The sequence below is a fragment of the Actinomadura harenae genome (assembly GCF_003696215.1).
Lineage (GTDB): Bacteria > Actinomycetota > Actinomycetes > Streptosporangiales > Streptosporangiaceae > Spirillospora > Spirillospora harenae.
Map to the genome: position 1 here is coordinate 16,180 of NZ_RFFG01000022.1, position 14,717 is coordinate 30,896.

12 protein-coding genes are annotated in these 14,717 nt (G+C 72.6%); 2 read left to right on the forward strand and 10 right to left on the reverse strand.

All coding sequences use genetic code 11. The features are described 5' to 3' along the window. The first annotated feature begins 12 nt into the window (after positions 1–12). Positions 13–3,021, forward strand: a complete 3,009-nt coding sequence (locus EBO15_RS46800; RefSeq protein ID WP_122194913.1) for an SDR family NAD(P)-dependent oxidoreductase — start codon at positions 13–15, stop codon at positions 3,019–3,021. 142 nt (positions 3,022–3,163) lie between these two features. Beyond that, on the forward strand, positions 3,164–4,669 hold the full coding sequence (locus EBO15_RS14525) for a spirocyclase AveC family protein (RefSeq protein ID WP_158628229.1): 1,506 nt from the start codon (positions 3,164–3,166) through the stop codon (positions 4,667–4,669). Between the two features lie 256 nt (positions 4,670–4,925). Here EBO15_RS14525 and EBO15_RS14530 read toward each other — a convergent pair whose 3' ends face one another. The 10 genes from EBO15_RS14530 to EBO15_RS14575 form a co-directional block, all read right to left on the reverse strand. Further along, positions 4,926–5,561: a hypothetical protein gene (locus EBO15_RS14530; protein ID WP_147481499.1), complete on the reverse strand. Its 636-nt coding sequence runs from the start codon at positions 5,559–5,561 to the stop codon at positions 4,926–4,928. A gap of 265 nt (positions 5,562–5,826) precedes the next feature. Further along, entirely contained in the window at positions 5,827–7,341 is a 1,515-nt protein-coding gene (locus tag EBO15_RS14535) for a hypothetical protein (RefSeq protein ID WP_147481500.1), read from the reverse strand. Next, positions 7,325–7,729, reverse strand: coding sequence for a hypothetical protein (locus EBO15_RS14540; RefSeq protein WP_122194917.1), 405 nt, complete (start codon positions 7,727–7,729; stop codon positions 7,325–7,327). Before EBO15_RS14540 ends, EBO15_RS14535 begins: the two co-directional genes overlap by 17 nt. A 51-nt stretch (positions 7,730–7,780) precedes the next feature. Next, positions 7,781–8,554 (reverse strand): hypothetical protein, encoded by a 774-nt coding sequence (locus tag EBO15_RS14545; RefSeq protein WP_122194918.1) that lies wholly within the window; start codon positions 8,552–8,554, stop codon positions 7,781–7,783. Then, positions 8,551–8,946: a hypothetical protein gene (locus tag EBO15_RS14550; protein ID WP_122194919.1), complete on the reverse strand. Its 396-nt coding sequence runs from the start codon at positions 8,944–8,946 to the stop codon at positions 8,551–8,553. The genes EBO15_RS14545 and EBO15_RS14550 overlap by 4 nt, the downstream gene beginning before the upstream one ends. 243 nt (positions 8,947–9,189) lie before the next feature. After that, a complete protein-coding gene (locus EBO15_RS14555; protein ID WP_122194920.1) occupies positions 9,190–9,996 on the reverse strand; it encodes a hypothetical protein in 807 nt (268 codons plus the stop codon). A 72-nt stretch (positions 9,997–10,068) separates the two neighbouring features. Beyond that, the gene (locus EBO15_RS14560; protein WP_122194921.1) at positions 10,069–10,869 is read right to left on the reverse strand and encodes a hypothetical protein; all 801 of its coding nucleotides are present in this window, start codon (positions 10,867–10,869) and stop codon (positions 10,069–10,071) included. 49 nt (positions 10,870–10,918) lie between these two features. After that, positions 10,919–11,359: a DUF4913 domain-containing protein gene (locus EBO15_RS14565; protein WP_122194922.1), complete on the reverse strand. Its 441-nt coding sequence runs from the start codon at positions 11,357–11,359 to the stop codon at positions 10,919–10,921. Positions 11,360–11,443: 84 nt separating this feature from the next. Further along, positions 11,444–13,249 (reverse strand): type IV secretory system conjugative DNA transfer family protein, encoded by a 1,806-nt coding sequence (locus tag EBO15_RS14570; RefSeq protein WP_122194923.1) that lies wholly within the window; start codon positions 13,247–13,249, stop codon positions 11,444–11,446. Continuing rightward, positions 13,246–14,709, reverse strand: coding sequence for a hypothetical protein (locus EBO15_RS14575; RefSeq protein ID WP_233616192.1), 1,464 nt, complete (start codon positions 14,707–14,709; stop codon positions 13,246–13,248). The genes EBO15_RS14570 and EBO15_RS14575 overlap by 4 nt, the downstream gene beginning before the upstream one ends. Between the last annotated feature and the right edge of the window lie 8 nt (positions 14,710–14,717).

Genomic DNA, 14,717 nt, shown 5'->3' on the forward strand with positions numbered 1-14,717 from the left:
CGGCCGGGGGTCGTGGCCCGGGCGATCGATGTGGAGGTCGCCTCGCACTCGCCGCAGGTCGACCCGATCCTGGGAGACCTGCACGCCGTGCTGGCCGATCTCTCCGGTACGGCGCCTGGCGGCGGGTTCTTCTCCACGGTGAGCGAGGATCCGTGTGCTCCGGGTCCGCTGGACGCGGGGTACTGGGTGCGTAACCAGCGGGGTACCGTCCGGTTCCGCGCGGCCGTGGCCGCGGCGCTGGCGGCGGGGCACCGGCTGTTCGTCGAGTGCGCCGCGCATCCGCTGGCGGTACGGCCGATCATGGACACCGCGCGTGCCGCCGGAATCCATGACGCGGTCGCGGTCGGCAGCCTCCGCACGGGGATGGGCGACAGGGAGGCGTTCCTGCTGAACGTCGGTGCCGTGCACTGCGCCGGCTTCGACGGCATCGACTGGGCCGGCCGCTACGGTGACGGCGATCTCGTCGATGTCCCGGCCACGACGTGGGAGCGGCGGCGGTACGGCGGCGACGAACCCGCGTATCGCCTGGTCGCTCCCGGCCTGGTCGGTGCGGACCAGCACCCGCTGCTCGGCGGGCACGTGCAGGACCCGGCCGACCCCGGGCGGCATCTGTGGCAGACACCGATCGGCCCGGGCCGGCTGCCATGGCTGGCCGACCACCGCGTCTCGGATGTGCCGGTGCTGCCCGGCACCGGATACGCCGAGATGATGCTGGCCGCCGCCGCTCAGGTGTACGGCGTCGACCGGGTCGCCGTCACCGGTCTGCACGTCGGCAGCCCGCTCGTCCTGGACCCCGAGCCGGTGGTCACCACCCGGCTTGTCCGCGGGGGCCGGGATGCGCGGGTCGAGATCGTCACCGGCACCGGTGTCGAAACGGTGGTGCATGCGTCGGGGACGGTCCGTCCGCTGGACCCGGGCGAGGCCCCGCCGCCGGTTCCCGACACCGGCGGCCCGTGGACCCCGTCGCTTCCGGAGGAGTTGTACCGCCGGTTCCGTGACCGCCACGACGTGCAGCACGGACCGGCCTTCACCGCCGTCGACAGCATCGGCGTACGGGCGGGGGAAGGGCGGGCCGTCGCCGCGCTGCGGACCGATGATGGGGCCCGGGTGTCGTCGTGGATGATGCGGCTGCACCCTGCGCTCGCCGACGAACTCGTGCAGACGGTGGTTGCCGCGTGGCTCGCCCACTGCCCGACCAGCCCCGGCCCGGTCGTCGTCGCGGGCTTCGACACCGTCACCGTGTTCGGGCCCACCGGGCACGCCTGCCGTGCGATCGTCGAACTCCATCAGGCCGACGACCTCGCCTGCCGCGCGTCCGGCCTGCTCGCCACCGCCGACGGCACGGTCGTCGCCGAGATCGGCGGGCTTCGCCTGGCCAACATCACCTCGGACGAGCAGCGGTACGCCGCGAGGCTGGCGCACCTGGCGTGGGTTCCCGAGCCGGCCCCCGAGACGGCGGTGGTGCGGTCGGACCGGCGGGTGCTGGTCGTCGCGCCGAAGGGCGTCGCGTGGGCGAAGGAGCTCAGCGCTCTGCTCGGTGGTGGCCTGCTCACCCACGCGCCCGGGGACGTCCCGGATCTCGGCGAGATGGCCGCCGGCACCGAGGTGATCGCGGTCGTCGTGACCGGCGGCCCGGACCCGTCCGCGGCGGCGCGGGAGAACCTGTCCAGGGTCCGTGCGATCATCGCGGGCCTCGCCGGCCGCCGGACTCCGCCGCGGTTGTGGCTGCTGTGGCGGGCCGACGTCACGGCCCTGACCGGGGCGGGACTGCGCGGCCTGCTCCGCACCGCCGCCTTCGAACACCCCGAGCTGCAACCCAGCGGCCTGGAGGTGTCGGGGAGCACGCCGTTGCACGCGGTCGTCGCGGACCTGCGCGCCGATCACCCGATCACCGAGATCTCCTGGCGGGACGGGACCCGCCACATCGCCCGCGTCCAGCCGGGCCCCGGCGCCCCCGGCGTGCCGCTGCCCGCACCGGTACGTCCCGGAGCCTCCTACATCGTCACCGGTGGGCTCGGCGGGCTCGGGCTGCGGACCGCGCACTGGCTGGCGGGTCAGGGCGCCGGAAGGGTCGTGCTCTGCGGACGTACCGCACCCGCCGGCGACCTCGCCACGGACCTGGCCTCGGACCTCGCGGTCGCCACCGTCGTCCTCGGCGACATCGCCGATCCCGCGACCATCGGCGAGGCACTGCGCGCCGCCACCGCCGGTGGTGGCACGCTGCGCGGCATCGTCCATGCCGCCGGAGTCGTCCAGGACGCCACCCTGGCCACCCTCGACGACGACATCATCGAACGGGTCTGGCGGGGCAAGGCCGACGGAGCCTGGGCCCTGCACCAGGCCACCCGCACCGAGGACCTGGACTTCTTCGTCGTCTACTCCTCGCTCGCCGCGCTGATCGGCTCACCCGGGCAGGCCTGCTACGCCGCCGCCAACGGCTTCCTCGACGCCCTCACCGAGCACCGGCTCAGCCAGGGACTGCCCGCCACCTCGATCCAGTGGGGCGCCTGGGCCGACATCGGCCGCGGCCGGCACCTCGCCGACCAGGGCTTCCTCATGATCAAACCCGGGGACGGCGTCGCCGCCCTGCACCGCATCCTGGCCGAAGGCCACCAGCACGTCGCCTACTCACCCATCGACGTCGCCCAGTGGACCGCCGCCTACCCGGCGCTCCACACCTCCACCCTGCTCACCGACCTGCTGTCGGGACGGGGCACGGACGCCGCGGGCAGCCCGTCCCCGATCCGCGACGAGATCCTCGCGACCCCAGGCGCCGAGGAACGCAGGTACCTGCTGCAGGCCTTCATCATCGGCGAGGTCCGCGACATCCTCGCCGGCATCGAACGGCACATCGGCCCGCACACCAGCCTGGTCACCCTCGGCCTGGACTCCCTCGGCGCCGTCCAGCTCCAGCAGAGGATCCGGAACCGCCTCGGGGTGACGCTGCGTCCCGGGGTGATCTGGGTCAAGCCGACGGCGGCCGCACTGGCCGACTGGATCCTGGAGGCGATGACCCCATGACCGCCCCCGGCTCCGGCATCCGGCGGGTGCCGGACGGCCGCCGTTCCGCCCGCCCACTCCGATCCTCCCCGCCGGGAGGTGGGGGATGACGCGCGTCGACCTGGCCACGGTCACGACCTGCCGTCCCCTGGTCAGGACCCCGGTGTTCCGCTGGGCCGTGGCCGGCGCCACCGGTCTCACCGCGGGCCTGGTCCTCATCCTCCGCTGGCTGCTCGACGGAGGCTGGCGACTCGATCGGCGGCCACCGACACACCCCGGCCTGGGCAGCCCCTCCCTGACCACATGGTTCACCCCCTGCTACGCCCTCGTCGTGCTGGGGATCCTGACCGTGGTCATCTGGGACTGCCGGCGACGGCACCGGCTGACCTACCCGGCCGCCGTGATGATCGTCGCGATCCCGTGCATGTGGATGGACTCGCTCGGCGCTTACGCACGACCGGTGTTCGGGTTCTACAAGGACCACCCGTGGGCGATCCGCAGCTGGTCGGCCTACCTGCCCGGCTGGCACGGCGGTGACCAGCCGGCGACCGATCTGCCGGTGCAGGCACTGATGTACTACCTGTCCATGCCGCTGCTGTTCTTCGTCGTCCGGCAGGCCACGCGGCTGTCGGGCCGGGCTCGCCCGTCATGGGGACGCTACCGGCTCACGGCGGTGGCGATCGCTGCCGCGGCCCTGTGTTCCGCCGCGGTCATGCTGCTGGGCATCTCCGTCCGCCTGTTCGCCTACCTGCGGGTCATCCCCAGCCTCACAGTCTTCTACGGCACCCGCTTCCAGTACCCGGCCTATGACGCGATCTACTTCGGTGTGGCGTTCGCCTGGTTCGGTCTGCTCTGGCAGCGCCTGGACGCGGACGGGCTGACCGCCGTCGAGCGCGGAGCGGAACGGTTCCCGCGCCGCAGCCGCCCGTGGATCCGCTGCCTGGCCATCGCCGGTGCCCTGCAGGCCGCGCTGCTGTTCTACGGCCTGGCCACGGTCGCGACCAGCTTCGCGACCTCCGGTCCGCCCGCCCAACTGCGCACCCCGATCCTGACCTCGCAGGGCTGGTTTCGTTCGCGTCCATCGGCAACGTTTCTTGACGGTTCCGGCAACACCCGAGTGGGCGGCCGTTCGGTGATGGTGGGTTTGAGGAACGCGGAAGGCCCGGCGGCGTTGAGCGGCAACGTCCTCCGTGGAGCATCGGTGTTGCCGCCGCTGCACGGCGACGGGGATCGAGCCGGCCCTGGCGCGGTGTGGCGAGCGAGGCCCCGGGTACAGCAGCCGCTTTGTCCGGCGTTGGTGGGTGGGGATTGCCAGACAATTCTCCGCCTCCAAGGCTGGGTCCGAGCGGCCGTCCCCGGCCGTGCACCCCCGCATCCGGCACCCGGCGCAAGGGAGAAGCATGCGCGCACACCTCAAGATCCTCATCGCCGCCGCGGCGGCGACCGTGGGCCTCGGCCTGGCCGCCGCCCCCGCCCACGCGGGCGAGGAGATATGGCCGGGCAAGGGCGGCTTCGCCCCGGCGGGCAACGACTACCGGCCGCACGCCGACGGGTTCGCCCCGCCGAAGGAGGAGCCCTGGCCGAGCAGCGGCGGGTTCGCCCCGGCGGGCGACGACTTCTGGCCGCACTCCGGCGGGTGACGATTCCCGGCCGCGCTCCGGCGCTCTGAGGTTCGCTCCCGCGTGGGCCGGCCGGTCGCCGGTCGGCCCACGCGGGGTCCGCCGGGCCGGACCCCAAGGCGTTGAGCTGCGCGGACGTCGTGGCGTGAACGGGGCAGAGTGAACGCTCTGCCATGCCCAGGCCAATGGTGACGTCGACAACACGCCCCCATCGCGGTCACGACCCGGCACCGTCGCCCACAGCCGGAATCCGTACAGCCCACGACCGCCGCTCAGACCGATCTCAGTGTCGATGGCTGTCCCAGGCTACGTGTGCGACGGCCTGGTGCCGATGGAAGGCAGGGTTGAGATCATGTCGAAGTGGCCCGTGGCCAGGAACAGGTCGGCGCCGGTGGCGACCGGCGCCTGGCCGAATGCCTGGGTGAACGCGGTCGCGCCGCCAGGCTCGAGCCGTAGGGGCACGTTGGTGCCGCTCACCTTGGTGGCCGTGGTGATGAAGTTCATGGGACCGGATGTGTACCTCACCAGGTCGATGCCGGTCGGCGCGGCGCCGTTGACCGCGGCCTGTGCGGTGATCGTGCTCCTGGGGAGGTCGGCGTGCACGTGGGTGAGGTCGAGCCGGGCCGAGTCTCGGGAACGGGTGAAGGTCAGGCCGCCCGGGAAGTCCGCCCCACCGGAGGAGAGGTCGAGTGCCACGTTTCCGCTCGCCTTCGGGAAGGTCGCGCACGGCGTTGAGTCGGAGGTGTCAAGCGTGGCCGGCGCGACCGCGGACGGCGTGACGCCGTCCGCGGTCAGAGAAGCCGCCGCCGCAGCGGTCAAGCAGATCGTCGCGCCGCCGTTGACCGGGATCACCGGGTCGGCCGCGCTCGCCTGCGCCGTGCCCTGGGCGAGGGTGGCGCTGGCGAGCAGGCCTGTGGACACGATGGCGAGCAGTCGATGCATGATGACGAGGAACCTCTTCTGGAGTGAAGCTTGGCCGACCGCCACTACGCATGGTCATCAAGCCGATACCCATGGTCTGAATGTTGGAATCCGACAGCTCTTTTGCTGATCCACGCGTTCGGCGGGCGGCCGCATGGGCGCGGGCTGCGCGGCGGCTTGACGGTGGCGAGTTCATGGGCCACAGGAATGCCCTGCCCGTTGTTGGGGCGGCGGTTCCCGTGCGGTTGGGCGCGGGGTTCGGTGCTCGAACGGCATGGTTCTCCCCTCACAGGTGTGGTGAAGGGCGATGCGGATGGGTGGGCTGGTGGAACGGGGCCGGGGCCGGCGGCGAGGCGTTGAGGGTCTCCTCGGTGAGCGCAGGCAGCGGGCAGTCGGCGCCGGCCAGGGCGGCGGGGGAGGGGAGTGCCGCGCTTCGCAGCGTGAGTGTCGCTTCGGAGCCGAGGTCGGGAGTGTTTGCGTGGAGGAGGTGGGCGAGCCGGGAGATGACCTGGCGTCCTGCGGTCCGGTTGGCGGGGTAGTGGTGGCGGAGCTTGTCGATCTCCCTCCGATGGCTGACCGCCTTCGGGTTGGTCGCGGTGAGGCGGCCGGTGCGAACCAGGTCGTTGATCGCGCGCCGGTGTTGCTCGGCGATCTGGTCGCAGACGCCGAGGGTCGTGATGACCGTGAGGCCGATCCTGGTGACCTCGGACATGGTCGGTGCGAGCTGGGCGGGGTCGGTGGTCGCGGGCTGCGCGCGGTGGCCTGGTCTCCAGGCCGGGTCGGTGTAGCCGAGTCGTCCGAGACGGAGGATCAGGTCGCTTGCGTCCGTCGCCGGGCCGATCTCGGGTCCTTGGTGGTCGGTGGTCAGTTCGTGCCAGACGCGGGTGACGTTCCGCCATCGGAGGGCCGTGTGGTGCATCGACTTGATGACGGGCCATAGCTGGTCGGCGGTCTGGGATTGTCCGAGCTCTTCCAGGCGGACCCGGAGAACGCAGAGCAGGTGGCGGTCGAGCTGGTGGGTGATCGCGGCGGCGCGGGCGAGGTACCGCCAGGTGGTGACCGACCCTTCGGCCTGGGAGGCGTCCAGGCGGCGGACGCTGGCGTCGATGCCCGCGATGAGCTGGTCGCGGTCCTCGTCGGCCTCGGGCGGGATGCGGTCAGGGGTCCCGGGCAGGGCGACGGCGTTGAGCCCGGTGTCGCGGGTGGGGGTGTGGCCGAACATGCCGGTCAGTGCCGCCGCCCGCAGAAGGAACTGTCCTGCCGGGCGTGTGATGGGCCCGGAGTTCAGGGCGAGGCGCCCGGCGGTGGTGGCGTGCTTGTTGATCAGGCGGAAGAGGTCGCCTGCGGTGTCGGGAGCGGAGATGACGGCCGCGACGGATGTCGGGTTTCGGCCGCTGTCCGGGGACGGCAGGTGGGTGGAGAGCAGGTCGAGGCCGCAGCCGAGGGCCACGGCGGACGCGCGCAGGTTCTGCGCCAGGGTCGTGTTCTGCTCCGGTTCGGGGCGCGCTCTGTCCAGGTAGGCCGTCGCATGGCGCAGGGACGCGCCGGCCCGGCGGGCGATGTCGCGGGCGTGCGCGCCATCGTCGCTGGGGAGGCCGAACCCGTGGGCGATGCGGTCGGTGTAGCGCGTGAGGACCCGGGCCAGCCGCCCCAGCTCGTTGAGCGAGCCGGGGCGGCCGGCCCGGACGGTGATGTCCGGATGCCGCAGGGCTTCGTGGACCTCGGAACGGTGCCGGTCGGCGACCGCCGCCAGCTGCCCGAAGGTCGCCATGGCCGGCGGCCCGTTACTCGAACTGCTCACGCAGCCGTCCCGCGTACCGGGCCGCGTCCAGGCAGGCCGCCACGTCACGGGCGTCCGGGCAGTGCTCGGCCAGGCCGATCAGGGTCTCCGACGCGCGGGTGGCCGCCGCGGCGATCCGGTCCAGCGCGGCCGTGATGCCGTCCGCGGTCGCGGTGGCGGCCGTTTCGGCGTTGGCCTGCGCGCGGGAGATCGCCGTGGACGGCAGCGAGGGTGCGGATCGGAGTGCGCTGAGGGCGTCGGCGGCCTCGCCCTCGGCGAACCCGAGCCGGATGAAGCCGTCCGGGTCCTGGTCGATGGCCGCGGTGATGACCGCCTTGGCCTCGGCGAGGTCGGCGTAGACCTCTTCCAGGACGGTCGCCGGTTCGGGCTTGGTGGTGGTGGATGTCATGGTGTGCCTTTCGCTGTGTCGAGTGGTGCCGGGCTGGTCACGGCACTCCTGTCAGGTGTTGTCGCGACGTGGAGTGCGCGGTGTCGAGGTCATCGGTGCGGCTGATGTGGCGGTGCGGTCATGTGAGGCGAGGCGTGCGGGGTGTTCTGGCTGTGGGGTGGCGGCCCGCAGCTGCTGTATCCGTTTGTCGATCTGCGGTCTGAGATTGGTGAGGAGCTCGTGCGAGGTGCAGCCGCTCCATGCGGTCAGCGCCTTCAGCGCCCGGTCGTAGGTCTGCGTCCAGGCGGGTGCCGCGGAACCGAGGTGCAGGTGAGCCCAGGCGTCGATGAGCTCGGCCTCGGCCTGATCCACGGTGACCGCGACCCGGAACATGCCTTTGACCGGCGGGAACGGTCCTATGGGTTCCAGTGCGACGGCGTGCTCATGGTGGACGTACGGGAGCCCGGGGACTTTGACCAGGTACGACGGATGGTCCGCGTGGGCGTCGTCGGTGCCGCTGATGATGCCGCGCCGGTGGGGACTGTGGCGTAGCTGGACGGCGTCTCCGACCGCGTACCGGCGGGCGGCGGCGATCTCGTCAGCGTACGTTTCGTGTCCTGCGACAGCGGCCGCCATGAAGTCTACGCCGTTCGCGGACGCGAAGTGCTCCAGGTCACAGATCAGCGAGGACATGAGTGTCTGCACGTAGGCGGGCTCGCCGGGCACCGCGGACGGCCCGTCGCCGAACACTCCGTGCTCATAGGTGCGGAGTGCGTCGGTGACGGTCGCGATGCGCTGGACGGCGTGGTCGCTGGAGCTGGGAGCGGTGTCGGGGGAGGCGCTCATCCGATCTCCTTCAGTGCGTCGTGGACGCGTCCGGCGTGATGGACGGCGGTGAGGCAGGCGATCCGGTCGGCGGGGTCGCTGGTCTTGTTGGCGGCCTGGAGGAGCGTCTGGCTGATCAGGAGCACCAGCGCCGACGTCCGCGCGGCGAGCTCGGCCGGGGTGGAGTGGCCGGGGGAGCTCCAGGTCGGCGCGTCCGACAGGGCCCACCAGGCGTCGACGGATGCGGTGAGTGCGTTGTCGCAGTCCGTTCGGTGGTTCTCAGGGGTGGTTTCGGCGAGCAGCGCGGTGGCCCGCTCGACGGTCTCCAGGCCGTAGAAGGCGGCGGTGAGCAGCGCGGGCAGCGTGTCGGCGTCTTGTATCTGGCCGGTGACGTAGCGGATGTGTTCGTTCATGCGGGTCTCCGTTGCGGTTGGTCAGGGGCTGGCGCGGGCCGTGAGCGAGTGAGCGGTGCAGCTCGGCCGTCAGGGCCGGAGTCCGGGCCATCGCCTTGAGTGCGCAGAGCGTGGCGGTGGGCGGCGGTGGGCGGCGGGGCGGGCAGCGGTCAGGCGATGGACGGTGCGGCCGCGAGGTCGGCGCGGACGCGCGCGGCGTGCGATGGCTCGGGCGATGAACGGCAGGGACAAGGGAACTCCTGGTCAGCGGTGCGGGCCGGTGCGGGGCTGATGGCCGTGGGACGGCCCGGCGCCGGGTGCCTGACTGGTCGGCGCCGTCAGGTCGAGGTCCGGCGTCGCGCGGTCGGCGGCGGCGACCTGGGCCGGGTGATCTCTGCCGAGGGCGGTGCCGGGACTGGCGCTCGTGCGGTACGCGGACGCGACCTGGGGAGCCAGGAGCGCGTTGAGCCGTGCGCTGGGCAGGCCGGTCCAGTCGACGAGTGCGTCGAAGAGCGCGTCCAGGTTGCGGACGTCGTCGGGGTGCGGGGGCTGCCCCTGCTTCTCCGCGTGCAGCAGCTGCACGCAGGTGCCGAGGACCGCCTGCTCGGCGTCGAGCGGGGACCGGACCAGCCCCTCGGTGGTCTCGACAGGACCGAAGCGTTGCGGGGTAAGCCGCAGCTCCTCGCCCAGGTAGGGGTGAGCGGTCCTGTCTCCTGGGCAGCGGACGTGGTACACGAGACGGCCGTTGGCATCGGCGATCCCGGTCACCATGCCGCGTGTGGGCATGGCGGTCTGCTGGGCCTGGTCTGCGGCCTTGCCGACCAGTTCGACGCAGGCGCCATGGGCGAAGCGGCCTTCGTCGGCGCGTTCGGAGGCGAAGGTCCACCGGGCGCTGTCCATGGCCCGGTCGAACTGCAGGCCCTGCAGCGAGCAGTAGTGCATGAGGTCGGTGAGGACGCCGCTGACCTGGCCTTCTCCGGGGAGTTGCCGGAGGTGCTGGTCGGCGGGGGCTGCTCCGTACTGCTCCAGGAGTTCCTGGGCGCTCTTGGCGGAGGCGAGATTGTCGGGCATGGGGCGGCTCCTGTCAGGGTTCGGTGGGAGCGGCAGGACGGAGTCCCGCCGCGTCTGGTCCGGGTGTGGCGGTCAGGGACGGGGATCGCGCGCCGCGGACGGCCGATGGCGCGGACGTGGTCCGGCGGGCGGCGCCGGCCCGGTCCGGAAGGCCGGAGGGCCGGGGAGGTCACTGGCCGCGACCTGCGAGGCGTCGCGGCGCGGAGCCGAGCGGGCCTGCTCGGCGGCGGCCTGCAGGATCCGGTCCTTGAGCGCCTCGGTGACGCGTTCGGCGGGGACGCCCGCCCAGTGCGCCAGAGCGATCGCGATCACGGCTCGATCCGCCAGGTCCGCGGGCCGGACGTCGTCCTGTTCCTGCAGGGTGCGGGCCCAGGCGGCGACGAGCCTCCGCTCGGCTTCCGACGGACGGGCGATGTCCTCGCTGGCGGTGCTGACACCTGGAAACGGTGTGGTGGGACGCAGGCAGGCCCCCGGGAGCCGGATCGGCGTTGGGACGCCGGGGAACGCCACGGTGTACTCCAACGCCCCGTTGTCCGCGTGGTGGACGGCGGTGATGTAGCCGCGTGTGGGTGGCAGCGCGGCGGAGCGGGGGATGCTCTCGACGGCGTCGTCCACCAGCCAGTAGCCGGCAGATGAGGGGCCGGGCTCGGGGGCACCGGTGCGGGCGTGCAGCCGGGCCAGGGCGGCGATGTGCTGAGGGTCGATGGTGATCTGGTGGTGTGCGGCGTAGGCGGCGAGGTCCTGCAGAAGGCAGTTGACCGTCATGCGGGTGAGGAGCCTGCTGCCGCGATGCGACCGTCCTTCGGGCAGCGCCGCCAGGCTGTGGTCGTAGGCGTCCAGGGCGCTCTCACTCCGGCTGATGGCGTCGCTCACCGGTCATCACCGGCCGTCCGGGGCGCGGCAGTCGTGGTCGGCGCGGCCCTCATGCGTTCGCCTGCTCGTCGGGCTGCGGTGCGGGGTCGTCCCACCAGCGCAGCGGGGGAGGCTCGAGGCGGGCCTGGTGCGGTTCGAGGTGCTCCTGCTCGGTGCACTGGCAGAAGGGGCCGCGGGCGCCGAGCAGGATGGGCAGCTGGGGGTCGAGGTGGTCGCGGTACCACAGGCCGACGCCGGTCGCGCCCTGGAGGCGGCATGCCTCCCAGGACTGCCACAGCGCGCTGAGCCGGGAGATCGCCTCAGCGTGGTTCCACCACTGGGCGCACCATCGGAACTCTCCGCCGAGCGTGCGGCGGTACGTCGGGACGAAGTACTCGGTGACCCAGACGGTCACCGACGAGTAGTACGGCTTGGTGACGCGGACTACGGCACGGGCAGGGGTGTCGCCGGGGGCGGCGGTTGCCGCCGGCAGGTGTTCGGTGTCGGACACGGCAGGTGCTCCTGGGTCGGTGCGTTCATGGGGACGTGCTCCTTCGTGTGATCGGTCGGGAAGTGTGCTGGTGACGCGGGTGGGTCAGCCGGCTGAGGTGGGCTCGGACGCCTTGCGGTGGAAGCTGCGCGCGGCGTTGGTGATGGCGGCGTCGGCGGTTCTGATCGCGGCGTTGATGTCGGTTGCGTGCGGGCCGCGGTACCAGGGGCGCAGCTGGATGAGGGCGGGGCGGGTGCCGGTGGCGAGCAGCAGCGCGGTCCCGGCGGGTAGGGCGCGGATGTCGGCGGCCTCGAGGATCTCTTGGCGGCGCAGGGAGATCTGTTCGGAGGCGCGGCCTTCGTTGTAGGTGATGGAGCGGACGGGGACGTCGTGCTGGCCGATGAGGGTGGCCAGGTCGCGGGCGAGCCTGGGGGAGTCGATGCCCGCGCCGATGAGTTTGCGGGTGGCGGCGCCCCAGAGCGCGGCCATGCCGGGTTCGCCCCACACGGTCACGCCCTGCTCGTAGGACTGGAGGATCGTGACGGGGACGATGCCGCGTGATCCGAGGTGGGAGTAGAGCTGGGGGAGGTCGGCGATGCGGCAGATGTTGGCCGCCTCGTCCAGGACGACGACCATGGGCGGGTCGAGGCGTCCGCCGGATCGTTCGGCGCGGCGTTCGGCGGCGCGCATGGCGGTGTCGGTGAGCGCGGCGATCAGCGGGGCGGCGGCGCTGAGCGACTTGGACAGCAGGTAGAGGGTGTCGCGGGAGGCGGCGAAGGCGTCCGGGGCGAACACCGGCAGCTGGCCCTGCGGGGTGACCCAGGCGAGGATCTCCTGGTCGCGGAGGCATTTCGCGGCGGTCCGGGCGGTCTGGTAGATCCCGTCGCGGGTCTCGACCGCGCCGTTCTGCGTGCCCCTCAGCGAGGACGCCATCAGATGGAACCCGGCCTCCTGGAGCAGCTCGATCGGGGTGGGGACGGCGGGCTCGTCCAGCCATTGCGCGATGTGGTGCATCGAGCGGCCGGAGGTGGCGGCCGCCAGGAGCAGCGCACACAGCAGGTCCTGCGCGGCCGGTCCCCAGAGGTCCGTTTTCTGTCCGTCGTCGACGGTGAGGACGAAGTGCCCGGCGAGGCGGTGGGCGTCCTCGACGGTGGCCAGGTTCGCGAGCGGGTTCCACCACCATTCCTGGGCCTGGTAGGTGATGTGTTGGGGATCGAACAGCCAGATCCTCCCGCCGGTCCTGGTCGCGCGGACGGTCGCGATCGCCGACCACAGGTCGGCCTTGTTACTGGTCGCGATGACCGCGCCAGGTGCCGACAGCACGTGCGGGATCGACTGGGTGGTCGTCTTGCCCGAACGCGGCGCCATGAACGCGACCACGGTGTCCTCCCAGGAGCTGTACAGCGTGGCCCCGGTTCCGGTCGGTTTCAGGACGTCGCCCATCACCAGGCCGATGTCGTCGTGATCCAGTTCGGCGGCCGGGCGGTCGTTCAGTGAGCGGCGCAGTGCCACGGCACGCGAGGCGGTGGTGTCCGGCGCCAGGCCGGTCACGTCCGCGCGTTCGGCCAGGGCGGCGATCGCGTCACCGGGCGAGGTGCGACGCGCGGCGACGCGTTGCCAAGCGACCCACACCACCGTCCCGGCCGCGGCAACTACACCGGCGGCGAGCGCCAGGACGAGCAGCGTGGACGTCCCGGGCCACATCCGGGACGTCTGCCCCCGGGCGAGCGCGAGCGCGAAGTCGACGCCGAAAGGCATCACCCGCCCTCCGGTCAGCGCGGCTGCGGTGCGCGCGGTGGCCCACAGCAGCCACAGGCATCCGATCGGAAGCCAGCAGGCGAGCAGCACCATCCAGCCGCCCGCCGCATGGGACGCCCAGATGGAGGCGCGCGGCCCCAGCGCCCGGGTCATCCCACGCCTCCCCGGACGGCCTGGTCGGTGTCGTAGAGGTCGAACTCGGGGCCGACCAGCGACAGCTCGACGGGGATGCCGAGGCGCTCACCGGTCTTGATCAGGTACTTGCCGCGTCCCGGGTGGCGGGCGCCCGGCTGCCAGGAATCGGGCGCCGACCAGGACGCGACGAGGTGCTGTTCGGGGCCGGTCAGCGGGGTGATCTGGTGGATACGGCCCAGTTCGCGGGGCGGGAGCCCGGCCAGGACGGTGATGGCGGCCCGTTCGGCGAACCCGCGGGCCTTGGCGCGGTCCTCCTCGCTGGGCAGGGCGTCCAGGTCGGAGAGCGAATGGGTGATCATGATGGACGCCATGCCCTTGGCACGGTTCAGCCGGGTGAGGGCGTCGGCGTGCTCGACCAGCCCGGGCGCTCCGCGCAGGGCCCGCCAGAGTTCGTCCATCACGCCCAGGTGGGTGCGGCGCGGGGCTCCGGTGAGGTCGGCGAGCGCGGCGGTGGCGTCGACCATGCCGTAGGCGTACGCCCACGTGCACAGCATCGCGGCGGTGAGGAGCTTGTCCCCGGCGGCCCGGACGCGGGAGATGTCGACGCTGATCGCGGGCGCGTCCAGGTCGAGGGGACGGGTGGTGGGCGCGTCGAACACCCCGGCGAGCGAGCCCGTCAGCAGCAGATCGAGGGTGTACGCCAGCTCGCGGGTGTGCCGGCGGTAGGCGGCGGCCGAGTCGGTGCGGGTGACGGCGCGCAGCTCGGCCGGTCCTTCCTCGAGGATGCGCAGGACGTCCGGGATGGTCGGTTCGGTGTCGAGACGGTCGTCGAGCAGGTCCAGGGCCCGGCCGAGGACGACCTCCTCAGCGTTGGTGATGCGAGACTCGCGGACCAGCGTCGCGAGCGCGAGCAGCAGCGACAGCCGGCGGGAGCGGACCTCCCACCGCAGCGTGTCCGAGCCGGATCCCGTGACGGCCGCCAACGGTCCCGCGTCCAGGGGGTTGATGCGGTCGAGGCCGCGCCCGATGCGGATGACCTGGCCGCCGAGATGGTCGACCAGCATCGTGTAGTCCGGTTTGGTGTCGCCGAGGACGATCGGGGTGGTGCCGGTCGCGACCGCCCCGGTGAGCAGCCGTTTCACCAGGGTGGACTTGCCGGTGCCGGGCTGGCCGAGGACGAACATGCCGGGGTTGGTGACCAGCCCGGCGCGCAGCCAGGCCAGCGGATCGCAGCACACGACCTCACCCCACAGCTGATGCCGCCCGATCGGCGTCCCCACGGTCGGCGTACCGGACCCGGCGGTGAAGGGGAACAGGCCGCAGACCTGGCTGGTGGTCGCCTGGAACTCCGGCGCCGCCTCGACATGGGCGGCGCGTCCGGCGCCCGGGAGCTTCCAGCCCCAGGCGGGCGCCAGAGGCCCGGCCATCGCGGCGGCCTCCGCGGGAGTCCCGGCGCCGGTCGATGCTTCGGTGAGCACGGGTGTGT